This is a genomic window from Streptomyces sp. NPDC048461 (assembly GCF_055587105.1).
Window position 1 is genome coordinate 23,078 of record NZ_JBVJGW010000037.1, and the last position, 22,657, is coordinate 45,734.

Consider the following 22,657-nt stretch of genomic DNA (forward strand, 5'->3'; position numbering starts at 1 on the left):
ATTGGAGTGGCGGGCCGTTTCTCGTGACGTTCCGTGACGTTTAACCGGCCGACGCGTCCTTCCCGGCGCGTCTTCCAAAGATCCATTGGAGTAGTCATGCGCATGCGCTCTGCCCTCACCGCCTCCGTCCTGGCCGCGGGCATCCTGCTCGGAGGCGCCGGCGCCTCCCTGGCCAACGAGGGAGTCGAGGGCGAGGCCTTCTCCGGCGGGCACTCGAGCTACGCGTTCACCTGCTCGGCGGCCGCCGCGGTTCCGGCGAGCATCGGTCCCGTCTGGACCTCGTCGTGTGCGGGCGAGGGTGAGCGGGACCACGCCGATTACGGTCACTTCATCGTTCGCGGCTGACACCCGGACAGCACCGCAGGGGCAGTCGACGCGATCGCGTCGGCTGCCCCTGCGGCGTGTGTGCCCGGACCGGGCCCGCTATCCGGCCGCCGCCCGGGTCGAGACGGTGACGTGGTCGACCCGCATCGGACGGCCCGGTTCGGTCGAAGGGCCCGCGGTGGCGCCGTCGGCCTCCGGGAGCTTGCCGCCGACGGCCACGTTGAGGATCAGGAACACCCCGTGGTCCACCGCCCGCTTCCACGTCCCGGCGTCCATCCGGTCGGCGCTCACCCGGTGGTACGCGCGGCCGTCCAGATACCAGCGCACTTCCTCCGCGCCGGGGGTGCGGTCGACCTCCACCGCGTACGAGTGGAACGCGCCGCGGCAGCCCGGGCACGGCTGCGGACCGGACGTCAGGCCCACGGGCTCCGCGCACGGGCCGCCGTCCGCGACGCCGCAGTGCATGGAGCCGAAGACGGTGTCCCGCCCGTTCACCGACTCCATGACGTCGAGCTCCCCGACACCCGGCCAGCCGGTGTACCCGTCGCGCAGCGGCGCCCCCAGGGTCCAGAACGCCGGCCAGTACCCCGCGGCCGCGGCCCCGGTGACATCGGGCAGTGCGATCGAGGCCTCGATGCGCAGGGTCCCGCCGGGCGGGGCGGCGAAGTCCGAGCGCTTCGTCTCGATGCGCCCCGAACTCCACGCACCGTCCTTGCGGGTGGGGACGATCTCCAGTGCGCCCTTCCCATCGAGCCGGACGTTGTCGGTGGAGTCGGTCATGGTCTCGATCTCGCCCGTGCCCCACTGCGGTGCGGGGCAGCCCGGGTAGCAGGTGCCCACGTCGTGGATCCAGTCGGCGGACGGAGGGCTGCCCGCCGGGCCGTCGAAGTCGTCGCGCAGCAGCCGGGTCCACCCGTCCGCGGCGGGCGTCCCGGACGCGCCGGGCGGGGTGGTGCCGGCCGGGGCCCGCACCGGGAGGGCGCCGGCCTCGGTGAGCAGCCGCTCCAGCCGCGGCGTGAGGACGACGGCCGCCACGTTGGTCAGGTGGGCGTCGTCCCGGTAGAGCAGGATCCGGTCGACCACGGCCGGGCAGGTCGGGCCGCCGCCCGGGCACAGCACCGGGTTCACGCTGACGCTCCGTACGCCGGGCAGCCCGCCGGACGCGATGCGCACGGCCAGCGGATCGGGCTGCAGGGAGTCGGCGCGGCTGAACGCGCAGGCGTCGGGGGACTCGGGGCTGCCGGACACGCACGCCGGGACGTCCGTACCCGGTACCGGGGTGTCCTCGATGTAGACGATCGGCGCCCCCAGGGCCCGCAACGGCTCCAGGGTCTTCTCCCAGCCCTCGGCCAGGAGCTTCGCGTCGGCGGTGTACCGGCCCAGCGAGGCGATCACGATGAGCCGCGGTTTCGGCTGCTGCCGCAGCCGCTCCAGGGCGTCCGCCCGCCAGGTGTCGCACTCCCGGTACGCCCGCCCGAGCTGGGGGCTGTGCACCTCCAGTCGCGCCAGCGGGCAGCCCTGCTTCACCAGCTCCTGCAGCGCCCAGCCCCGCTCGGCGGCCAGCGCCAGCATCGGGGAGAACCACTGGCCGGCGTGCGAGTCGCCGAGCAGCACGATCCGGTCGGGGCTGTCCACCGCGCCGAACAGGCAGTCCGGGCTGCTGGTCACGGCCGGGGCGACCTCGCACGGCGCGTCCGGCGGGAAGTCCTTGCGCGCCTGCAGGGGACTCGGGACCACGGGGCCGTCGGCCGGCGGCGCCCCGGCGGTCCGGGTCAGCAGCGTGGGGCCGGAGGCGGCGCCGGGGGGCAGGCCCTTCGGGTCTCCCGGGGTCGCCGGGCCCAGCAGGTGCAGCGTCGTGCTGCCCACGACCAGCGCCAGCACGACCGGCAGCACGATGGCCGAGATGCCCACCGAGAGGCCGCGCCGGGGCAGTTCGGAGACCGTACGGCTGCGCCGCAGCGGCTGCTCGACCCAGCGCATGGTGGCGAGGGCGGGCAGGACGGCCGCGAGCGTCAGCCCGGCCTTCGCGGGCCAGCCGAGCGCTCCGAACCGGGCTTCGGCCAGGACGAGCACCGGCCAGTGCCACAGGTACAGGGTGTAGGAGAGCCGCCCGACCGCGCGGGGCGCCCGGCCCGCCAGCAGCCGGCCGACGCCGTAGGCGCCCTGGACGGTGCGCTCGCCGCGGCCGGGTATCGCGGCGAGGATGACGGCGGCGGTGGCCAGGGTCGGCACGAGCGCCGCCACGCCGGGGTACGGGGTCGAGGCGTCGTACGACACGACGCACCAGCCGATCGCCGCGGCGCCGGCCCAGCCGCAGAGCAGCCGCAGCGGACGCGGTCCGCGCATCAGGTGCCAGGGCAGCAGCGCGAGCAGCGCGCCGACCCCGAACTGCCAGACGCGCGAGGGCGTTCCGAGGTACGCGAGGGAGGCGGAGGAACCCGTCCAGTACAGGGACAGGGCGAACGAGCCGAGGACCAGGGGCACCGCGACGAGCGCCACGGCGGAGCGCACGGCCCGTCCCCGGCGGACCGCCCCGGCCGCGCAGAGCACGATCACCGCCAGCAGCGGGGCCCAGAACAGGTAGAACTGCTCCTCGACGGCCAGGGACCAGAAGTGCAGCAGCGGGCTCTGGGCGTGGCCGGCGGCGAGGTAGTCGGTCTGCTGTGCGACGAACCGCCAGTTCGCCACCGACAGCGCGGACGCCACGACGTCGTACTCCAGGTCGGCGCGGCGCAGCGGCACGGTCAGCCAGGCACCGGCCACCGCCACGACGCCGAGCACCACGGCGGCGGAGGGCAGCAGCCGCCGGGCGCGCCGGGAGAAGAAGTCGCCGAGGCGGATCCGGCCGGTGGTGACGGCTTCGCGGACCAGCAGCCCGGTGATCAGGTAGCCGGAGATGACGAAGAACACGTCCACGCCGACGAAGCCGCCCGCCGTGCCGGGAACTCCGGCGTGGAAGGCGAGGACCGCCAGGACCGCGACCGCGCGCAGCCCCTCGATGTCGGGGCGGAAGGCGGAACGGTGCGGGCTGGGTCCGGACTCGCCGCCGGAGCGGGAGCCGGACGGCGGAGGTCCGGGCGGCTGTGCGGCGCGCCTCCGGCGGTGGCGCAGGCCGGGTGCCACGGGGAACGACATGGTGGTGACGCCTTTCAACTCAGCCAGGGGAGCATCGGGTTGACCCACCCGGATGCCAGCAGGCCGGTGAGCAGGAGGACCGCCGAAGCGGCGAGGGTCTCGGGCCAGCGGCGGGGGAGCATGCCGGTCCGGGAGAGCAGGGAGGTCCGTACGCGGGTGCGCAGGGGTTCGGCGGCCGGGCGCCGCACCGCGGGGGCCGCCGGGGCCGCCGGAGCGGCGGGGGCCGCCGCCGCACGGCGGGACCGGGCCGCGGGGCGCAGTTCGGCCGTCAGGTCCCGGATCAGCGGGAGGTTGATCTGGCACTGCACCAGGAGGTAGAGGAGCAGGCCCCAGTTGGGCTCCCAGCCGTTGCGGGCCACGGCCAGGGCGAGGCCCGCCGCGGCCGCGCCGTTGGACAGGACGAGCCAGACCAGGGAGACGGCGACGACCCGGCGGGCCATCCCGCCGGACGCCGTCGCGCCGCGCGCGCCGGTGGGCACCCAGGCGGCGCTGCGGCCCCGCAGGGTGTGGAGGAACGCGGTCGCGGCGGCCACGCTCGTCAGGACGTTCGCCCGGATGACCTCCACGCGCCAGCGGGTCCGGCTGATCCGGGGCAGCAGCACGTGCCAGAGCCAGAGCGGGGCCAGTAGCGGCAGCACGTGCCAGGGGCGGATGTGGTCGGGGTACCAGAACATCATCACGAGCGGCGGCAGCGGCGCGGCGAAGGTGTTCACCGCCGTGGTCAGGTATCCGACGATGCCCTCGTAGAAGCACAGCCGCATCCGCCAGGGCGCGCGCATCCGCTTGAGGACGGGCGTGCCGAGGAGGTGGAGGTTGCCCATCGCCCACCGGTACTGCTGGTTGACGAAGGAGGTGAGCTCGTCGGGGGAGGTGCCCTTGGCCACCAGCACCGGAACGTACAGCGTGCGGAACCCCTGCTCGTGGAGGGCGAGTCCGGTGTACAGGTCCTCGCTGTGGTCGAGCCGGGCGAAGCCGCCGGCCAGGTCGATCGCGCTGCGCCGGTAGACGGCGTTGCTGCCGCAGCAGATGGCGGCGTCGCTCGCGTCCCGGGACGGCTGGATCCAGCGGAAGAACCACTCCTGGGCGGACCCGGCCGCACGCTGGATCCAGTCCATCGTCTCGTCGGTGTCGAAGCACTGCGGGCTCTGCACGATGCCGACGGCGGGGTCGGCCAGGTAGGGCACGAGGTGGCGCAGGAAGTCCGGCCGCGGCGCGAAGTCCGCGTCCAGGATCGCGATGAACTCGGCGCTGCTGAGCGCGAGCGCGTGGTTGAGGTTGCCGGCCTTCTTCAGGTGCCCCCGGTCGGGGCGCACGACGTACGCGTAGCCGTACGAGGCGGCCAGCGCGGCGACTTCGGGACGGTCGGCGTCGTCCAGGACCCAGACGGTGAGCGCGCCGGGCCAGTCGACGGCCGCGACCGCGCGGTAGGCGTTGGCCAGGACGGGGAGGGGCTCGCCGCAGGTGGGCAGGTACAGGTCGACGGAGGGGAGGTCGGCGGGCCGCCAGGCGTGGACGAGCACCTCGTGCGACTGCCGGGTCAGCCGGCGCTGGCGCAGGCTGTTGACGGAGGAGAGGGCGAGGGCGACGACGTTGAGCCCGAGGACGGCGAGGAACGCCCACAGGGCCGGAGTCCGCAGCGCGAAGGTGAACATGGTCGCCGCGGTGAACACGAAGGCGAGCGAGGTACTGACCAGGACCCAACGGCGCTGCGGGCCGAAGTACCAGTAGAGCTCCTCGTCGGATGGCGGTTGCGGAAGGTGATGCACGGTCATAAAGCCCCCCACGGCTGTGTATGTGCCCGTTTCAGGTGTCCCACCCTAATGCCAAAGGTATAGACCACTCGTCACGGAGCGGGGCAACGGGCCGAATGAGACACGGAATTGGCGAGTCCGGCATGGTCCAGACCTCAGCCCCGATGCCATTCGACCGGCAGCACCCGACCGGCCCGGGAGGGTGCGGGCCACGCGGGGGTGAACAGTCCCGGAAGTCTTGCGTGCCGGCGGGCGGGCACGCCCGGATCCCGGGCACCCGTGCGCCCGGCTCTTCGCCCGCCCCGGGCCGGCCCTTAGGCTTCCGCCGTGACCAGTGCGGAGTGGAACCGCCGGCGGGCGGTGGGCGCCGGACTCGGCGCCGTCGCGGCCGCCCTGTCCGGGTGTACGGGCAACCCCGGCCCGCCGCGGCGGCTGCGCCTCGCGACCGGGCCCGAGGGCGGCCCGTACAACGCGTTCGGCAGGGCCCTCGCCGCGGCCGTGGCGGCGGACGGAGGCCGGCTGGAGATCGCCGCGGTCGGCACGGCGGCGAGCGTCGACAACCTGCGGAAGCTGGAGGACGGCTCCGTGGACCTGGCCCTCGCCATGGCGGACGTGGCCGAGGGCGCGGTGACGGGACACGAGCCCTTCTCCCGGCCCGCCCCGGTGACGGCGCTGGCCCGGATCTACGTGAACCACACGCACCTCGTCGTTCCGGCGCGGGGGCCCGTACGGGCGGTGGCGGACCTCGCGGGCCGCAGGCTCGCCTCCGGGGCCGAGGGGTCGGGGGTGCAGGTGGTGGCGGACCGCGTGCTGCGCGCGGCCGGCCCGGGCGGCGGGACCGCGCCGGTCCGCGAACGGCGCCTGGGCCTCGACGCCTCGGTGGACGCGCTGCGCGGGGGCGCCGTCGACGCGCTGTTCTGGTCCGGCGGCGTGCCCACGCCGGCCCTGTCCGAGCTGGCGCGCGGGGTCCCGCTGCGGATGCTGCCTCTGGACGGCTACGTGGGCGCGCTGCGGGAGCGGTACGGCCCCGTCTACTCGGCGGTCACGCTTCCGGCCGGGGCGTACGGACTCACCGAACCGGTCGGGACCATCGGGGTCGGCAACTACCTCCTGGCCCGCACGGACGTACCGGACGGCGTCGTACGCGACCTGCTGCGGGTGCTGTTCGGCCGGTGGCGCGACCTGCTGCGGGAGGTGACCGCGGGAGCCAGGCTGGAGCCCCGCTTCGCCATCTCGACCGGCGGCGTCCCGCTCCACCCCGGGGCGGTCGCCCACTACCGGTCCGTGTACGGCTGAGCGGTCGCGGCACCGTCCCGCTCGGCGGGAGGAGCCGGCTCACGGGGGCCGGAGCCGGAACTCCACGGCCAGGCCGTGCGGCGCGTTGCCGCCCACGGTGAGCCGGCCGCCGCCGGCGCGGGCGATCTCGTCGGCGATGGCCAGCCCCAGCCCGCTGCCGCGGACGTTCTGGTGCTCCGGGGCGCGGGCGAAGCGCCGGACCAACAGACCCAGTTGGTCCTCCGTGACCCCCGGGCCGTCGTCGCACACCCGGACCACCGCGCCCCCGTCCGTGCCGTGTGCCGCACACACCGACACGCGGCCGCCGCGCGGCACGAACTTGACGGCGTTGTCGAGGAGCGCGTCCAGGATCCGGCCGGCCGCGTCGGGCAGGGCCCGGGCCGTGAGGCCCGCCGGAGGGCACGAGAGCGTCAGGTCCAGCCCCGCGTCACGGAAGACCGGGGTCCAGGCGGCCACCCGATCCCGGACGGCCCGGGCCACGTCCTGCTCGTCCGGCTCCGCCGTGCCCGACTCCACCCGGGCCAGGGCCAGCAGCCCGTCGAGCAGCTCCTCCAGCCGTTCCGCCTCGTCCAGGGCCCGGGAGTGCTCGGTCCGGCCGGGGCCCGGTGCGAGGTGCGGCTCGACGTTCTCCAGCTGGAGCACGAGCGTGGCCAGCGGGTTGCGCAGCTGGTGGGAAGCGTCCGCGACGAAGTCGCGCTGGCGCCCGATCGACGCGGTCACGGCCTCCGCCATGGTGTTGAAGTGCCGTCGCAGGCGGCGCAGTTCCGGCGGCCCCGTGTCGGAGGCGGCCCGCGCGCCCAGACTGCCGGCGGTGAGCCCCTCCACCGCACGGTCGAGGTCGAGGACCGGGCGCATCAGCCACCGCGAGATCCCGGCCGCCACCAGGGCCGCCGCCGCGAACGCCGCCACCGCCGCCACGGCGATGAGCCCCCAGCGCACCGTCACGTCCCGGCGTGCGGCGTCGGTGCGGACGGTCATCAGGACCGCCCCGCTGACCCGCTCGTCCCGGCCCACCGGCTCGGCGAGCACGGCGCTCCCCGGCCCCCAGGGGCGGATGACGGGCAGCCGGTCGGTGGAGCGGCCGGTGAGGGCCCGCCGACGGGCGTCCGCCACCGCGGAGGGCGCGACCGGGGCGTCCTCGCTCCCGGCCCGGGCCACCGTCGTCCCCTGCGTGTCGACCACGACCACGCCGGCTCCGTACAGCTGTGCGTACCGGCTGATCTCGGCGGACAGCTCCGCACGGTCGGCACCGGTCCGCACCCGGTCGGCCAGGTCCGCGAACCGCACGGCCTCCGAACGCCGCTGCAGGAGCAGGTGCTCGGTGCGCCCCCGCGCGTAGGCGTCGGCCAGGGGGACGCACAGGAGCAGCGCCGCGACGCCCATGAGGACCGTCAGCACGGCGAGGAGCCTGCGCCTCACCGTCCGCTCCGCCCGCCGTGCCCGTCCTGCCCGCCGCGGTCCGGCGGGCAGCCGAGCTGGTAGCCGAACCCGCGGACCGTGCGCACCAGCCCGGAACGGCCGGTCTTGGCCCGGATGCCCGCCACGTGGACGTCCAGCGAGCGGGAGGCGGCGAGGAAGGCGTCGCCCCAGATCCGGTCCAGGATCTCCGCGCGGGAGTGGACCTCGTCCGGGCGTGCGGCCAGGTGCGCCAGTACGTCGAACTCGCGGCGGGTCAACCGGACGTCGGCGCCGGCCACCGTGACCGTCCGCCCCGCCAGGTCGACTTCGACGTCTCCGGCGCGCACCGCCCGGCCCGCCGCGCCCGCCGGCCCGTACCCGGAGCGCGGGGTGCGCGCGTCCGTCCGGCGGCGCACGGTGTCGATGCGGGCGATCAGCTCGGCCATGCGGAACGGCTTGACGACGTAGTCGTCGGCTCCCGCCCGCAGGCCCTGCACGATGTCGCGTTCCTCGCAGCGGGCGGTCACCACGATGAGCGGCGCGTCGCAGACGGTACGCAGGAGGCGGAGCAGCTGGAGGCCGTCCAGGTCGGGCAGCCCCAGGTCGAGGAGGACGAACTCGGCCTCGTGGGCGTGGCGTAGGGCGTCCGTCGCGCGGCCGACCCGGCGGACGGTGTGTCCGCGCTGGGCGAGCGCCGTGCCGAGGGCCCGGGCCATGCGGTCGTCGTCCTCGACGAGAAGCGCGTGCATAGACAGTTCCTCGTGACGCCCGGCTCGTGACCTGTGGACCTGGGGATCCGTGGACCCGTGTCCCGTGATCCCGGGGCAGCAGCTTAGGGCAGCTGCCGCCCCGGGTCATCGGTGCCGGTCAGCGGGCGGGCTCGGCGGCGGCCCGGTCCGTGGCCCGGTCCGCCGTCCCGTCGGCGGCCTCGGCCTCGGCGCGGCTGAGCGCGGCGTTGCGGGTGTCCGGCATCAGGACGTACGTCACGAGGGACACCAGCGCGCACCCGGAGACGTACCAGAAGAACATCGACTCGCGGCCGCTGTTCTTGAACCAGAGCGCCACGTACTCCGCGGTGCCGCCGAACAGCGCGTTGGCGATCGCGTACGGCAGCGCCACCCCGAGGGCGCGCACCCGGGTCGGGAACAGCTCCGCCTTGACCGCCGCGTTGATCGACGTGTATCCGGTGACGATCACCAGGGCCAGCAGGGACAGTCCCAGGGCCGACCAGTACGAGGACGCCGATCCGAGGGCGGTCATGATCGGGTGCGTGCCGACGGTGCAGCCCACCGCGAAGGTGATGAGCAGCGGGCGCCGGCCGACGCGGTCCGACAGCATCCCGGCGAACGGCTGGAGGACGGCGAAGAGCGTCAGCGCGGTGAAGCTGACCAGGGTGGCGGTCGTCTTCTCCATGCCCGCGCTGCCGACGAGGTACTTGGTGAGGTAGGTGGTGTAGGTGTAGTACGCCACGGTGCCGCCGAGGGTCAGTGCCATGACCAGGCCGGCCTGCCGCCGGTACTGCCACAGGGCCTTCAACGAGCCCCGCGCGGTGGTGTCGTGGGCCTCGGCGGACTCCTCCTCCCGGAAGGCGTCGGTCTCCTGGAGCCGGCGCCGCAGCCAGAAGACGACCACCGCGAACAGCGCCCCCAGGAGGAACGGGATCCGCCAGCCCCAGCTCTCCAGCTGGTCCGTGGTGAGCGTGTGCTGCATCGTGATCAGGATGCCGAGACCGAGCAGCTGGCCGCAGGTCATCGACACGTACTGGAACGACGAGCCGAGCCCGCGCCGGTTGCGGGCCGACGCCTCGGTCAGGTAAGTGGCGCTGGCCGCGTACTCACCGCCGATGCTCAGCCCCTGGAGCAGGCGTGCGAGCAGCAGTACGAGAGCGCCGAAGTACCCGGCCTGGCCGTAGGTGGGGGCCACGGCGATCAGCAGGGCGGCCACCGACATCATGGTGACGGTGAGCGTCAGCGCGCTCTTGCGGCCGTGCCGGTCGGCGGCGCGGCCGAGGATCCACCCGCCCACGGGCCGCATGAGGAAGCCGACGGCGAAGATCCCCGCGGTGTTCATCAGCTGCGTGGTCGGATTGTCGCCGGGGAAGAAGGAGTCGGCGAAGTAGATCGCGAAGCTGGCGTAGACGAACCAGTCGTACCACTCGACGAGGTTGCCGAGGGACCCGCCGATCAGCGCGAGGCGGCGCTTCTTGCGCTCCTCCGCGGACGACGGGGCGGGCTTGACGGCGGACGGGGGCATGGCGGCTCCAGACGGACGGCGAGACGAGTGGGCAGTGGAGCGGGGCGATCGCCCCGACGGCTGGTCAGGGGTGGTGCGGCTACCAGAGCATCGGGTCGCCCCCGGAGCCGGACAAGGCCGGGCACGGAGATCTAACGTCCCGTTAAGGAACTCCCCGGGGCCGGCTCCTGCCGCTTCGCCCGCCCGTGTGGCGGGTCCGACGCGCGCCCGCTTGACCTCAACCGCGCTTGACGTTGGAGACTCGTGGCACGGGCATCGGAGAGACCGGAAGCCCGGGCGGAGGGACAAGCGCTATGCGTGCGACACAGGCGAAGGAGTTCGGCGGCCCGGAGGTACTGGTTCCGGTGGAGCTGCCGGACCCGGTGGCGGGCCCGGGTCAGGTGCTGGTCGCCGTGGCGGCGGTCGACACGATCTTCGTGGAGACCCAGGTGCGGCGGGGGTGGGGCCAGGAGTTCTTCCCGATCACCCCGCCGTACGTCCCGGGCGGCGGCATCGCCGGAACCGTACGCGCCACCGGCGAGGGCGTGGACCCCGGGTGGACCGGCCGCCGGGTCGTCGCCTCGATCGGCTCCACCGGCGGCTACGCGGAGCTGGCCGTGGCCCCGGTCGAGGCCCTGGCCGCGGTGCCGGACGGGGTCTCGCTCACGGACGCGGCGGCACTGGTGCACGACGGCGTGACGGCGACGAAGCTGCTGGACGTCACGGCTCTCAAGCCCGGGGAGCAGGTGCTGGTCGTGGGTGCGTCGGGCGGCATGGGCACCGTACTGGTCCAGCTGGCCAAGGCCGCGGGCGCGCGGGTCGTGGGGGTGGCGCGGGGTGAGCGCAAGACCGCCCTGGTGCGGGAGCTGGGCGCGGACGCCGTCATCGACGGGGCCTCTCCCGACTGGGCGGGGCAGGCCCGCGAGGCGCTCGGCGGCAGCGGAGCGGACGTCGTGCTGGACGGGGTGGGCGGGGAGATCGGCCTGGCCGCGTACGCCCTCGTCGCGGACAGCGGCCGCTTCTCGGCGCACGGAGCCCCGACGGGCGGCTTCGCGCCGGTCGACCCGGCGGACGCGGCGGCGAGGGGAGTCCGCCTGCTCGGCATCGGGGACGTCCAGATGACGGTCCCCGAGCACGCCGCCTTCGCGGCCGAGGTCCTCCGGTCGGCGGCGGCGGGCGACCTCCGCCCGGTGATCGGCGGTACGTTCCCGCTGGACCGGGCGGCCGCGGCCCACGAGGCGATCGAGTCGCGGACGCTCCTGGGCAAGACGGTGATCACGGTCTGACGGGGGCGGGGCGGGGTGGGGCGGGACGTCGGGGGCGAGGGCAGGGCGGGGTCGGGGGCAGGGCAGGCCCCGGTACGGAGGACGCGCACAGGCGTGCGGACCGTCGGGCGCGGGCCCCGGCCGGCATGTCAGAGTGGGCCGCATGACCACCCTCGCCCAGCTCCGCAGGACCGCACTCTCGCTCCCCGAGACGGGAGAGGAGCACGCCACGTCCTCCGGCCTCGTCTCCTTCACGGTCCGGGACACCTGGTTCGCGGCGGCGGACGACGCCGGCCGCGTACGGCTCCGCCTTCCCGCGGCGGAGGGGGACGAGCTCCTCGGCGCGCATCCGACCGCGGAGCGGCTGACGAGGGGGGCGGCGCTGATCGGCGTACGCGTCCCGCTGGCCGACATCGACGGCCGGCAGCTCAACCACTGGGTGCGCCGGGCCTGGCTCGCCCGCGCACCGAAGCAGCTCGCCGCCCGGGCGGAGGCCGGGGAAGCCGTGGCCGCGGGCGAGGCCGGCGACCTGCCCCGGGCCATCGGGGGACCCGCCACACGGGCGCTCGCCGGCGTCGGCATCACCACGCTCGCGCAGGTCGCCGAGCTGACCGGGGCCGAGCTGCGGGCGATGCACGGAGTCGGCCCGAAAGCGGTGCGGGTCCTCACCGAGACCCTCGACGCGGCGGGACGCGAACACCGGCTCGCGGACTGAAACCGGTGCGGAGTCGTACCGCGGTCCGGTCCGGGGCCCGGCCCGAAGGTGGGCCGCAGGGTTCCGCCGCGCGGAGCGGGGCAGACGCAGGCCAGAACAACCGTACGAATCGAGCGAGGAGAAACACCATGTCCGACGCTTCGGAGCCGGAACTTCCGGCGCCCGTACCGGAGAAGCGCAACCCGGTCACCCCGGACCTGCCCCCGGTCGGACCGGGGGCTCCCGACCTGCCGGGCGCGGGTGGTGACGCCCCCCGATCCGACGCCGAAGGCGCAGGCGCAGCAGACGCCGAGGAGCCGAAGGCGGACAAGGGCGCGGGAGACGGTTCCGGACGGGCCAAGGCCCAGGAGCCCCCGGACTAGGCTGCGGCGGCCGCGGGCCCTCCGGCCCCCGACCCCCGTCCCCGGCCCCCGATTCCCGGCCCCGGTTCGCGCCGGGGGTCGGGGACCGGGGGTTCAGCGCGTCAGGAGGTCCTCGAGGAAGCCGTCCGCGTCGAAGGTCTCGCTGCCGGGTGCGGTGACGGCGTACGTCTCGTCGAGGAACGTGGCGACGGCCCGCGCGTTCACGAGCAGGACCACCCCCGGCCCGCTGGCGGGATCCCGCAGGGTGACCCTGAGCTCCTCGCCGCCGGCCGTCCGCTGCGGCCGGAAGGTGACGTCCCCGTCACCCACCGGACCGTGGAGGCCGTCCGCCAGCATCTGGCGGTCGAAGTACCAGTGCGGCAGGACCGTGTCCCCGGCGAAGAACTGGGCCCGTACGGCGTACGGGTCGGCGCTGTCGTAGGAGAACCGGCCGAGGAGCGGCACCTCGCCCCCGGCCGCGTCGTGGAGGCGGACGGCGATCAGAGCGGACACACGGGACAGCAAGGCAGGCCTCCGGGGATGGACTGGTCGTCCGACCCGTATGCCCCGTCCGCGCCAGGGCACGCTGCGCCATCCGGACGAACCGCGACGGGCGCCCCCGTGATTCAGACGGTCTCGGTGTCGTAGAAGCAGAAGTGGTCCTTGATGGCGGCGACATCGGGCTTCGGGTCCGCGTACGCCCACACCAGGTCGGTTGCGCCGGGCACGGACCAGTAGCCGGCGTCCCCCTTGAACGGACAGTGGGTACGGGTGTCGGAGGGGGTCAGCAGGTCGGTCCGCACGTCCTGGGGCGGCAGGTAGTACCGCGGGGGACAGCCCGTCTCGCGCAGAACGAGGGGCCGCCGGCTCTCGGCCAGCACCTGTCCGTCCTTCACGACGCGCACGTGCTCGGTGCCCTGCTCGATGGTGATGTCGTGTCCACGTGTCATACGTTCCTCAGCGCGCACGGCCGGGGAATTCTTCCCGCACCAGCCGCCGGGAGCGGCACAGCGTCAGTCCCACCAGTTGAACAGCAGGTCACCCAGCACCTCGGGCCGCCAGTACCGAACCTGAACGAGCTCGGCCCGCGACAGATCACCCACGTCCACACGGGACATCGGCGTGCCCAGCCGGCGCGCCGTCAGGACCTGGAAGCCGGCGGCTTCGAAACCGCGGGCCCAGTCCGGGGGGTCGACGAAGTCCCACACGTTTCCCGGCGCGGGCGGGGTGACCGTGAAGGCGACGACCGGCAGGTGGGCGTGGCACAGCACGGTGTGCGAAGCGGCCCGCGTCGTGAGGGTGATCGCGTGGAAGGCGGCCACCCCGGCGAGCGGCGGTTCGGCCACGCGGGCCCCGATCCCCCTCGCGGTCTCGAAGCAGGCCCGGCGGAAGGCCGCCCGGTCCGTGGACCCAAGCGGCTCGTGTCCATCCGGTCCTCGGAACCCGCTCGCGCCCCTCGCCGGTCGCACCACCGTGCTCGCCCCCTCGCCCTTGGACACCCGCGGGCGTCGCCTCCGGAGGAAGAGCCTTTCACACGCCGACCGCCGCGTCCCGGCGAGGCGGCCTCGGGCCGGCTGCGGCCGGCCCGGGGGCTTTAGAGGTGCTTTATCGGGGATGCGGAAAATGCCGGGTCATGCGGGCGGCGTCCGCCGTCCTGCCGTTCCGAAAGCCAGGGGGCCCGATGCTGCCCGCGTTTCCCATGTCGAGACAGTGTCCCTACCACCCGCCGCCCGGGTACGAGGAGTTGAAGAAGGAAGGTCCGCTGGCGCGGGTCCGGCTCTACGACGGGCGCACGGCGTGGGCCGTCACCGGCTACGCGGAGACCCGACGGCTCCTGGTCGACCCGCGGCTCTCCTCCGACCGGTCGCGGCCCGACTTCCCGGTGCTGGTGCCCCGGATGGCCGCCGCGAAGCTCGTCGCACTCGTCGGCATGGACCCGCCCGAGCACGACGTGCAGCGCCGCATGCTCATCCCCAGCTTCACCGTGAAGCGGGTCAACTCCCTGCGGCCGGCCATCCGCCGGATCGTCGTCGACCGCATCGAGGGCCTGCTGGCCGGCGAGCGGCGGACGGCGGACCTGGTCCCCGAGTTCGCGCTGCCCGTGCCGTCCACGGTGATCTGCGAACTGCTCGGAGTGCCCTACGGGGACCACGAGTTCTTCGAGGAGCAGACCCGGCGCATGCTGATGGCCACCAGCACGGCGCAGGAGGCGTCCGCCGCGGCCACCGCGCTGATCCGGTACTTCGACGAGCTGATCGACACCAAGCGGGCGGAGCCCGGCGAGGGGTTGATCGACGAGCTCATCGCGGACCGGCTCGCACCGGGCGAGCTGACCCGGGAGGAACTCTCCTCCATCGCCATGTTCCTCCTGGTGGCGGGGCACGAGACCACGGCCAACATGATCGGGCTGAGCGTGCTGACCCTCCTGCTGCACCCCGAGCAGCTCGCCCGCCTGCGCGCCGACGAGACGCTCGCTTCCGGGGCGGTCGAGGAGCTCCTGCGGTTCCTGTCCGTCGCGGACGAACTCCAGCGGGTGGCGGCGGCCGACATCGAGATCGCCGGGCTGGTGATCCGGGAGGGAGACGCCGTCTACCTGCCGAACGCCGCGGCGAACCGTGCCCCGGAGGCCTTCCCCGACCCGGACACCCTGGACGTCGGGCGCGGCACCCGGCACCACCTGGCCTTCGGGTACGGCATCCACCAGTGCATCGGCCAGAACCTGGCCCGCGCCGAGCTGGAGATCGCGCTGTACGAACTCGCGGTACGGATCCCCGGCCTGCGGCTCTCCGAACCGGTCGAGCAGCTCGGGACCAAACCGGGAGGCTCGGTCCAGGGGATCCTGCGGCTGCCGGTCACCTGGTAGCCCTGCTTCCGATCGCACCGGGCGTGCGGGCGGGGGGGGGGGCCCGCGGGGGGGGGGGGGGCCCGCCCCCCCCCCCCGGGGGGGGGGCCGGCCCCCCCCCCCCCCGGCCCCGGCCCCCCCCCGGGGGCGGGGGGGGGGGGGGCGGGGGCCCGGGCCGCCCCCGGGGCGCCCCCCCCCCCCGCCCGCCGGGGGGGGGGGGGGGGGGGGCCCCGGGGGGGGGGCGGGGCCCCCCCGCCGCTCACCGCTGTCAGGCTGCCGGCGACTGCTCCCGCAGGAACCGGGCCACGGCCGCCGGAGTCGGGTAGTCGTACAGCAGGACGGGCGGCAGGAGCATGCCCGTCGCCTCGCACAGCCGGTTGCGGACCTCCAGCGCGGTGAAGGAGGAGAAGCCGATGTCGAGGAAGTTGTCCTCGGCGTCGATGAGTTCGGGCGAGGCATGACCGAGGACGTCGGCCGCGTGGACGCGGACGAGGTCCAGGTACGAGGCCTCGGCCGCCGGACCGTCCGCTGCCTGGCCGGCGGCCGCCCCGGTTGCACGGGCCCCGGAGGCGCCCGTCCCGGAAGCGCCGGCTCCCGAAGCGCCCGCCCCGGAAGCGTCCACGGCGTCCGCCGGCGTCGAGTGCGGCTGCGGCTGCGTGAGCGACCGTACGCTCGCCAGCGGCCTCGGCCTGGCCGCGTCCCGGGCCGGCCACCAGTAGTGGGCGTGCTCGAACGCGTACGTCGGCAGGTCCGCTCCCGCCTCCGCGGGACCGCCGTACCACTCCCGCCAGTCCACCGCCCGGCCCGCCACGTGCAGCCGGGACAGCGCCCCCGCCAGCGAGGACTCCTCAGGCCGCTCCCGCACCAGCGCGGGCACCACCAGCGGGGAGGCCCCGGCGGGCAGGGCCGCCGTGACCATCGGGGCCAGCACCGCGTCGGGCCCCACCTCCACGAAGGCCGTCACCCCCGCCCCGTGCAGCGCGGAGACCGCCTCGCCGAAGCGCACGGTCGAACGCAGCTGGCGCGCCCAGTAGTCGGGCTCGCGCAGCTCCTCCAGCTCCACGGGCCGGCCCGTCAGGTCGGAGGCGATCCGCAGCGAGGGCGGCCGGAAGTCCAGCCCGGCCACCACGGTGCGCAGCGGGTCGAGCGCCCCGTCCATGTGGGCGGAGTGGAACGCGTGGCTCACCCGTAGCCTGCTGGTCCGCCGCCGCCACACGCCGAGCGCCGCCGCGATCTCCGCCACGGCGTCCGCGTCACCCGAGACCACCACGGAGGACGGGCCGTTGACGGCGGCCAGCCCCACCCGGCCGCCGTACTCGCCGAGCAGCGCCGCCACCTCCTGCTCCGACGCCTCGCAGGCCAGCATCGCCCCGCCGGCCGGCTGCTCCTGCATCAGACGGCCGCGGGCCGCGACCAGCGCCGCCCCGTCCGCGGGCGACAGGACCCCGGCCGCCACGACGGCCGTCAGGCCGCCGACCGAATGCCCGGCCACCCACTCCGGCTCCGGCAGCAGCCGCCCCAGCTGGCGGAACAGCGCCAGTTCCAGGGCGAACAGGGCGGGCTGCGCGTACTCGGTGCGCTCCAGCAGTGCCGCCTCGGCACTCCCCTCGGCCGCCAGCAGCACCGGCAGCAGCGGACGCTCCAGCGAGCCGTCGAACGCCGCGCAGATCTCTTCGAGCGCCTCCCGGAAAGCCGGACGGCTCTCGTACAGCCCGCGCCCCATGCCCGCCCGGTGGCTGCCCTGGCCGGTGAACAGGTACGCGGTGGTCGGGCGTTCGCCCGCATCGCCCCGCACCGTGCGCGGGGCGACGCGGCCCGCCGCCAGGTCCGCCAGCGCCGTCAGCGCCCCCGCTCGGCCGCCCGGCAGGACGGCCGCCCGGTGGCGCAGGTGGCTGCGCCCCAGGGCCAGCGTCCGCCCGACCGCCGCGTCCGGCCAGTCGGTCCCGGAGTCCTCCAGCCGGGCCAGTAGCCGGCCGGCCTGGGCCCGCAGCGCGTCCGGCGAGCGGGCCGACAGCAGCCACGGCGCGGGCGGCTCCGGCACCGGCGGCGGCGCGGCAGGGCCGGGAGCGGCCGATCCGGCCGATCCGGCTGCGGCGGCCCCTGCGGCCTCGGGTGCCTCGGGCGCCTGCTCCAGGATCACGTGGGCGTTGGTGCCGCTGATCCCGAACGACGACACCCCGGCCCGCCGGGCCCGCTTCCGGTCCGGCCACGGAACCGACTTCGTCAGCAGTTCGACCGCCCCGGCCGACCAGTCGACGTGCGGGGTCGGCTCGTCCACGTGGAGCGTCCGCGGCACCACCCCGTGTCGGATCGCCTCGACCATCTTGATGACGCCGGCGACGCCCGCCGCCGCCTGGGTGTGCCCGATGTTCGACTTGAGCGAGCCCAGGAGCAGCGGCTCGCCCGCCGGCCGGCCCTGCCCGTACGCGGCGAGCAGGGCCCGCGCCTCGATCGGATCGCCCAGCCGGGTGCCCGTACCGTGCGCCTCCACCACGTCGACCTGCTGCGGTGCCAGCCGCGCCGACGCCAGCGCCTGCGCGATCACCCGCTCCTGCGTGGGCCCGTTGGGCGCGGTCAGGCCGTTGCTCGCGCCGTCCTGGTTGACGGCCGAGCCGCGCAGCACGGCCAGGATCCGGCGCCCGCTGCGCCGGGCGTCCGACAACCGCTCCAGCAGGACCAGGCCGACGCCCTCGGCGAAGCCCGTTCCGTCCGCGGCCGCCGCGAACGCCTTGCACCGGGCGTCCGGCGAGAGCCCGCGCTGCCGGCTGAACTCCACCAGCAGCAGCGGCGTCGCCATGACGGTCACCCCGCCGGCCAGCGCGAGATCGCACTCCCCGGCGCGCAGCGACCGGGCCGCCAGGTGCATCGCCACCAGGGAGGACGAGCAGGCCGTGTCGAGCGTGACGGCCGGCCCCTCCAGCCCCAGGTGGTAGGCGATCCGCCCGGACGCGACGCTGGTCGCGTTGCCCGTCATCAGGTGCCCCTCGTACCCGTCGGGCACCTCGGCGGGCGGCGGTACGTACGCCTGGGAGACGACCCCGGCGAACACGCCCGTCCGGCTCCCGTGCAGCGAGGCCGGCGCGATCCCGGCCCGCTCGAAGGTCTCCCACGCCACCTCCAGCAGCAGTCGCTGCTGCGGGTCCGTGGCGATCGCCTCGCGGGGCCCCATCCCGAAGAACGCTGCGTCGAACCGGCCCGCCTCGTGCAGGAAGCCGCCCTCCCGCGTGTACGTCGTGCCCGGCCGGTCCGGGTCCGGATCGTAGAGCCCGTCCAGGTCCCAGCCCCGGTCCAGCGGCAGGCCGGAGACCGCGTCGCGCTCCTCGGCCACCAGCTTCCACAGGGCCTCGGGGGAGTCGACGCCGCCCGGGAAGCGGCAGCCCATCGCCACGATCGCGATCGGCTCGCGGCCCCGGTCCTCCAGCTCCCGGATCTTGCGCTTGGCCTGCTTCAGGTCGGCCGTGGCCCGCTTCAGGTAGTCGCGGAGCCTGTCCTCGCTGGAGGTGCCGTTGCTGTTGCCGTTGTTGTTTTCGTTGCGGGTGGTGTTGCCGTTGCCGGTGGTGTTGCCGCTCATCGCCGTCACACTCTCTGCGCCGAAGGTCCTAGGAGACATCGAATTCCCCGTCCAGTTCGCGGAACAGCTCCTCGTCGGTGGCCTCCGCGAGGTCACCGATCCCGTCCCCGTCCAGGCCGTCCGCCGGCCCGGCCTCCTCCTCCCACCGCCACAGCGCGGCCCGCAGGCGGTCGCGCAGGGCGGGGAAGTCCGGGCTGTCGAAGGTCACCGAGGCCAGCAGCCGGTCCAGGTCGGCGGCCGCGTCGTCCGGTGCGAGCAGCCCCAGCAGGTGACCGGCCAGGGCCTGCGGCGTCGGGAAGTCGAACACCAGCGTCGTCGGCAGCCGCAGCCCCGTCGCCGCGACGATCCGGTTGCGCAGCTCCACCGACGTCAGGGAGTCGAAGCCGATCTCCTTGAACGCCCGGTCCGCCGCGATCCCGTCGGCGGCCGCGTGGCCGAGCACCGCCGCGACCTGGTCCTGCACCAGCGTCAGCACCACCCGCTCGCGCTCCGGCCCGTGCAGGGCCGACAGCCGCTCGCCGAAGCCCTGGGCCGACACCCGGACCGCCTGGGCGGCCCGCCGTACGCCCGGACCGCGGACCAGCGCCCGCAGCACCGCCGGCACCCCCTGCGGCCCCGCACCGTCCCGCAGCGCGGTCAGGTCCAGCGGCGCGGGCGCCAGCAGCGGCTGCCCGGCCGCCAGCGCCGCGTCGTACAGCGCCATGCCCTCGGGCACGGTCATCGGGACCAGGCCGCCGCGGCCGATCCGGGCCAGGTCCGCGTCGGCCAGGTGCCCGGTCATCCCGCTGGCGTCCTCCCACATGCCCCAGGCCAGTGACACGGCCGGCAGGCCGAGCGCCCGGCGGTGGACGGCCAGGGCGTCCAGGAAGACGTTCGCCGCCGCGTAGTTGGCCTGTCCGGCGCCGCCGAGGAGACCCGAGGCGGAGGAGAACAGGACGAACGAGGACAGGTCCAGCCCCCGGGTCAGCTCGTGCAGGTGCCAGGCCGCATCCACCTTGGGACGCAGTACGGCTTCCGTCTTCTCCGGCGTCAGCGAGGCCAGTACGCCGTCGTCCAGCACGCCCGCCGCGTGGATCACGTCCGTCAGCGGATGCGTGGGGTCGACCGATCCGATCAGGGACGCCAGCGCCTCCCGGTCGGCGGTGTCGCAGGCGGCGATCCGCACCCGCGCCCCCAGTGCGGTCAGTTCCTCGGCCAGCTCCCGGGCCCCGGGAGCCTCCGGGCCCCGGCGGCCGGTCAGCAGCAGGTCGCGTACCCCGCGTTCGGTCACCAGGTGGCGCGCCAGCGCCGACCCCAGCGTGCCCGTACCGCCGGTGATCAGCACCGTTCCCGGCCGGGACGGCGCGGGCAGCGTGAGGACGACCTTGCCGACCTGCCGGGCCTGGGCGAACCAGCGGAACGCGTCCGGTGCCCGCCCCACGTCCCACGTGGTCACCGGCAGCGGCTCCAGCTCGCCCCGCTCGAAGAGGGCGAGGACGGCGGTCAGCGCCGCGCCGACCGCCTCCGGGTCCATGTCCAGCAGCTCGAACGGCTGGTACGCGACCCCGGGCCGGGCCGCGGCGACCGCCTCCGGGTCCCGCGGGTCGGCGATGCCCATCTCGACGAACCGTCCGCCCGGCCCCAGCAGCCGCAGCGACGCGTCGATGAACTCCCCGGTCAGGGAGTTCAGCACCACGTCCACTCCGTCGCCGCCGGTGGCCGTGCGCACGCTCTCCTCGAAGCCGGTCGTACGGGACGAGGCGAGGTGCGCCCCGTCCACGCCGAGCGCCCGCAGCGCGCCCCACTTCGCGGGGCTCGCCGTCGCGAACACCTCGGCGCCCAGCCGGCGGGCCAGCTGCAGCGCGGCCAGGCCCACCCCGCCGGCGGCGGAGTGGATCAGCACCCGCTCGCCGGGCCGCAGCCCGGCCAGCTCGACGAGCCCGTAGTACGCGGTCGTGAACACCGCCGGGACACCCGCGGCCCGGGCGAAGGACCAGCCGTCCGGGATACGGGCGATCAGCCGCCGGTCGGCCACCGCCACCGGGCCCACCGCGCCCGGCACCAGCCCGAACACCCGGTCGCCGACCGCCAGCCCCTCGACCCCGGGACCCGTCTCCAGCACGGTGCCGGCGGCCTCGGTCCCGAGCGGGGCGCCGACCGGCACCATGCCCAGAGCGGTCAGCACGTCGCGGAAGTTCAGCCCCGCGGCCCGCACCGCGATCCGCACCCGGCCCTCGGCCAGCGGCGCCTCCGCCTCCGGGTGGGGGGCGGCGTACAGGTCGTCGGGCGTGCCGCCCGGGGTCGACAGCCGCCAGGCCCCGGCCCCGGCGGGCGGTGCCAGCGGGTCGCCGCCGGGCGCGGCCACCAGCCTCGGGACGAGGATCCGGCCCTCCCGCAGGGCGAACTGCGGCTCGCCGGTGCCGAGCGCGGAGTCCAGCGCCCGGCGCGACGGGGACGACCCGTCGGGGTCGTCGACGTCGACCAGCACGATCCGGCCCGGGTTCTCGGTGGCCGCCGACCTGACCAGGCCCCACAGCGGGGCGGCCGTCAGATCGGGCGCGTCACCGGGCCCGGCCGCGACGGCGCGCCGGGTCAGCACCACCAGCGTGCCGTCGGTGTCCCGTTCGATCCAGTCCCGGAGCCGGCCGAGCACGTCCGCCACGGCGGCGCGCACCGCCTCGGGGGCGGGGCCCGCGGGAGTGTCCGTCGCGTCGAGCAGCTCGTACGGGCCCACTTCGGCGGGCGCCGACGGCTCGGCCACCTCGGTCCAGACCGGTTCGTACAGCGAGCGGACGCCGGACGGGCGCCTCCCCGAGGGGAGCTGCCCCGGTGCGACCGGCCGTAGGGTCAGCGCGCCGACCGTCAGTACGGGCTCCCCGGCCGGATCGGCGACGGACACCGTCACGGAATCCTGTCCGCCGGGCCCCGGCGAGACGGTGACCCGCAGCGCTGTCGCGGCCTCGGCCCGCAGGGAGACGTCGCTCCAGGAGAAGGGGAGCCGGACGCCGTCGCCCAGGAAACCGCCGAGGGCCATGGTGTGCAGGGCGGAGTCGAGCAGCGCCGGGTGCAGGGTGAAACGGGCCGCGTCGTCGTGGTGCTCCGGCGCGAGCGAGACCTCCCCGTACACGGTGTCGCCGTCGCGCCAGGCGGCGGTGAGGTTCTGGAACGCGGGCCCGTACTCGTACCCGAGGCGGTCCAGTTCCCCGTACAGGTCCGCCACGTCGAGGGGCTCGGCACCGGCGGGCGGCCAGGGCGCCTCCGCGGGGGACTCGTGCGGCGCCGGGGCCAGGGCGCCGGAGGCGTGCCGGGTCCACTGCGCCGGCTCGTCCCCGGCGTCCAGGTCGGATCCGGTCTCGGGGCGCGAGTGCACCGAGATCCGGCGCAGTCCCGCCTCGTCCGGCGCCTGCACGGCGACCTGGACGCGGATGCTGCCGCGCTCGGGCACGAACAGCGGCGCCTCCAGCGTCAGTTCGTCCACCCGGGGGGTCTGCGCCTGCTGGCCGGCCCGCAGGGCCAGCTCCAGCAGGGCGGTGGCCGGCAGCAACGCGGTGCCGTTCACCGCGTGGTCGGCGAGCCAGGTGTGCGAGGCGGCGGAGATCCGGCCCGTGAGGAGCAGGGAGTCGCCGTCGGCGAGCGTGGTGACGGCGGTGAGGAACGGGTGGTCGGTCGCGTCGAGGCCGAGGCTTCCGGCGTCGCTGTGTGCGGCAGGGCCTTCGAGCCAGTAGCGGTGGTGTTGGAAGGGGTAGGTGGGGAGGTTGGTGGGGGGTGTGGTGGTGGGGGTGGTGTGCCAGGTGGTGGGGGTGCCGTG

16 protein-coding genes are annotated in these 22,657 nt (G+C 75.4%); 6 read left to right on the forward strand and 10 right to left on the reverse strand.

The window, feature by feature from the left end:
- The first annotated feature begins 96 nt into the window (after positions 1-96).
- Entirely contained in the window at positions 97-345 is a 249-nt protein-coding gene (locus ACZ6S8_RS36285) for a hypothetical protein (protein ID WP_469462251.1), read from the forward strand.
- A 78-nt stretch (positions 346-423) separates the two neighbouring features.
- On the opposite strand, the gene ACZ6S8_RS36290 is transcribed toward ACZ6S8_RS36285, so the two are convergent.
- The gene (locus ACZ6S8_RS36290) at positions 424-3,459 is read right to left on the reverse strand and encodes an SGNH hydrolase domain-containing protein (protein ID WP_469462252.1); all 3,036 of its coding nucleotides are present in this window, start codon (positions 3,457-3,459) and stop codon (positions 424-426) included.
- Positions 3,460-3,473: 14 nt separating this feature from the next.
- A complete protein-coding gene (locus tag ACZ6S8_RS36295) occupies positions 3,474-5,231 on the reverse strand; it encodes a glycosyltransferase family 2 protein (protein ID WP_469462253.1) in 1,758 nt (585 codons plus the stop codon).
- 306 nt (positions 5,232-5,537) lie between these two features.
- Here ACZ6S8_RS36295 and ACZ6S8_RS36300 point away from each other — a divergent pair, with 306 nt between their 5' ends.
- The gene (locus tag ACZ6S8_RS36300) at positions 5,538-6,506 is read left to right on the forward strand and encodes a TAXI family TRAP transporter solute-binding subunit (protein WP_469462255.1); all 969 of its coding nucleotides are present in this window, start codon (positions 5,538-5,540) and stop codon (positions 6,504-6,506) included.
- 39 nt (positions 6,507-6,545) lie between these two features.
- On the opposite strand, the gene ACZ6S8_RS36305 is transcribed toward ACZ6S8_RS36300, so the two are convergent.
- The 3 genes from ACZ6S8_RS36305 to ACZ6S8_RS36315 form a co-directional block, all read right to left on the reverse strand.
- Positions 6,546-7,925, reverse strand: coding sequence for a sensor histidine kinase (locus tag ACZ6S8_RS36305; RefSeq protein WP_469462257.1), 1,380 nt, complete (start codon positions 7,923-7,925; stop codon positions 6,546-6,548).
- Positions 7,922-8,653: a response regulator transcription factor gene (locus tag ACZ6S8_RS36310; protein WP_469462258.1), complete on the reverse strand. Its 732-nt coding sequence runs from the start codon at positions 8,651-8,653 to the stop codon at positions 7,922-7,924. The genes ACZ6S8_RS36305 and ACZ6S8_RS36310 overlap by 4 nt, the downstream gene beginning before the upstream one ends.
- Before the next feature lie 118 nt (positions 8,654-8,771).
- Positions 8,772-10,157 carry an MFS transporter gene (locus ACZ6S8_RS36315; RefSeq protein WP_469462260.1) on the reverse strand — a complete coding sequence of 462 codons (1,386 nt, stop codon included), beginning with the start codon at positions 10,155-10,157 and terminating at the stop codon, positions 8,772-8,774.
- Between the two features lie 293 nt (positions 10,158-10,450).
- Between ACZ6S8_RS36315 and ACZ6S8_RS36320 the strand changes: the two genes are divergently transcribed.
- The 3 genes from ACZ6S8_RS36320 (at position 10,451) to ACZ6S8_RS36330 (ending at position 12,478) form a co-directional block, all read left to right on the forward strand.
- A complete protein-coding gene (locus ACZ6S8_RS36320; RefSeq protein WP_469462261.1) occupies positions 10,451-11,422 on the forward strand; it encodes a zinc-binding dehydrogenase in 972 nt (323 codons plus the stop codon).
- A 142-nt stretch (positions 11,423-11,564) separates the two neighbouring features.
- Positions 11,565-12,116 carry a hypothetical protein gene (locus tag ACZ6S8_RS36325; RefSeq protein WP_469462262.1) on the forward strand — a complete coding sequence of 184 codons (552 nt, stop codon included), beginning with the start codon at positions 11,565-11,567 and terminating at the stop codon, positions 12,114-12,116.
- 128 nt (positions 12,117-12,244) lie between these two features.
- Positions 12,245-12,478, forward strand: coding sequence for a hypothetical protein (locus ACZ6S8_RS36330; protein ID WP_469462263.1), 234 nt, complete (start codon positions 12,245-12,247; stop codon positions 12,476-12,478).
- Between the two features lie 93 nt (positions 12,479-12,571).
- Here the strand turns inward: ACZ6S8_RS36330 and ACZ6S8_RS36335 are convergent, their stop codons facing one another.
- From ACZ6S8_RS36335 to ACZ6S8_RS36345, 3 genes are all read right to left on the reverse strand, one after another.
- Positions 12,572-12,970, reverse strand: a complete 399-nt coding sequence (locus ACZ6S8_RS36335; protein WP_469462264.1) for an SsgA family sporulation/cell division regulator — start codon at positions 12,968-12,970, stop codon at positions 12,572-12,574.
- A 113-nt stretch (positions 12,971-13,083) separates the two neighbouring features.
- Entirely contained in the window at positions 13,084-13,407 is a 324-nt protein-coding gene (locus ACZ6S8_RS36340) for a DUF427 domain-containing protein (RefSeq protein WP_469462266.1), read from the reverse strand.
- A 63-nt stretch (positions 13,408-13,470) separates the two neighbouring features.
- Positions 13,471-13,803, reverse strand: a complete 333-nt coding sequence (locus ACZ6S8_RS36345; RefSeq protein WP_469462268.1) for a hypothetical protein — start codon at positions 13,801-13,803, stop codon at positions 13,471-13,473.
- Positions 13,804-14,156: 353 nt separating this feature from the next.
- Here ACZ6S8_RS36345 and ACZ6S8_RS36350 point away from each other — a divergent pair, with 353 nt between their 5' ends.
- Positions 14,157-15,320 carry a cytochrome P450 gene (locus tag ACZ6S8_RS36350; protein WP_469462269.1) on the forward strand — a complete coding sequence of 388 codons (1,164 nt, stop codon included), beginning with the start codon at positions 14,157-14,159 and terminating at the stop codon, positions 15,318-15,320.
- Positions 15,321-15,567: 247 nt separating this feature from the next.
- On the opposite strand, the gene ACZ6S8_RS36355 is transcribed toward ACZ6S8_RS36350, so the two are convergent.
- Complete coding sequence (locus tag ACZ6S8_RS36355; protein WP_469462271.1) at positions 15,568-18,870, reverse strand: type I polyketide synthase; 3,303 nt, start codon at positions 18,868-18,870, stop codon at positions 15,568-15,570.
- Between the two features lie 28 nt (positions 18,871-18,898).
- On the reverse strand, positions 18,899-22,657 hold a 3,759-nt coding region (locus ACZ6S8_RS36360), incomplete at its 5' end, for an SDR family NAD(P)-dependent oxidoreductase (protein WP_469462273.1).

Excerpts from the sequence above, each read along its gene's own strand:
- ACZ6S8_RS36285 (WP_469462251.1), top strand. The coding sequence starts at position 97 with ATGCGCATGCGCTCTGCCCTCACCGCCTCCGTCCTGGCCGCGGGCATC.
- ACZ6S8_RS36290 (WP_469462252.1), bottom strand. The coding sequence starts at position 3,459 with ATGTCGTTCCCCGTGGCACCCGGCCTGCGCCACCGCCGGAGGCGCGCC.
- ACZ6S8_RS36295 (WP_469462253.1), bottom strand. The coding sequence starts at position 5,231 with ATGACCGTGCATCACCTTCCGCAACCGCCATCCGACGAGGAGCTCTAC.
- ACZ6S8_RS36310 (WP_469462258.1), bottom strand. The coding sequence starts at position 8,653 with ATGCACGCGCTTCTCGTCGAGGACGACGACCGCATGGCCCGGGCCCTC.
- ACZ6S8_RS36315 (WP_469462260.1), bottom strand. The coding sequence starts at position 10,157 with ATGCCCCCGTCCGCCGTCAAGCCCGCCCCGTCGTCCGCGGAGGAGCGC.
- ACZ6S8_RS36320 (WP_469462261.1), top strand. The coding sequence starts at position 10,451 with ATGCGTGCGACACAGGCGAAGGAGTTCGGCGGCCCGGAGGTACTGGTT.
- ACZ6S8_RS36325 (WP_469462262.1), top strand. The coding sequence starts at position 11,565 with ATGACCACCCTCGCCCAGCTCCGCAGGACCGCACTCTCGCTCCCCGAG.
- ACZ6S8_RS36330 (WP_469462263.1), top strand. The coding sequence starts at position 12,245 with ATGTCCGACGCTTCGGAGCCGGAACTTCCGGCGCCCGTACCGGAGAAG.
- ACZ6S8_RS36340 (WP_469462266.1), bottom strand. The coding sequence starts at position 13,407 with ATGACACGTGGACACGACATCACCATCGAGCAGGGCACCGAGCACGTG.
- ACZ6S8_RS36350 (WP_469462269.1), top strand. The coding sequence starts at position 14,157 with ATGTCGAGACAGTGTCCCTACCACCCGCCGCCCGGGTACGAGGAGTTG.
- ACZ6S8_RS36355 (WP_469462271.1), bottom strand. The coding sequence starts at position 18,870 with ATGAGCGGCAACACCACCGGCAACGGCAACACCACCCGCAACGAAAAC.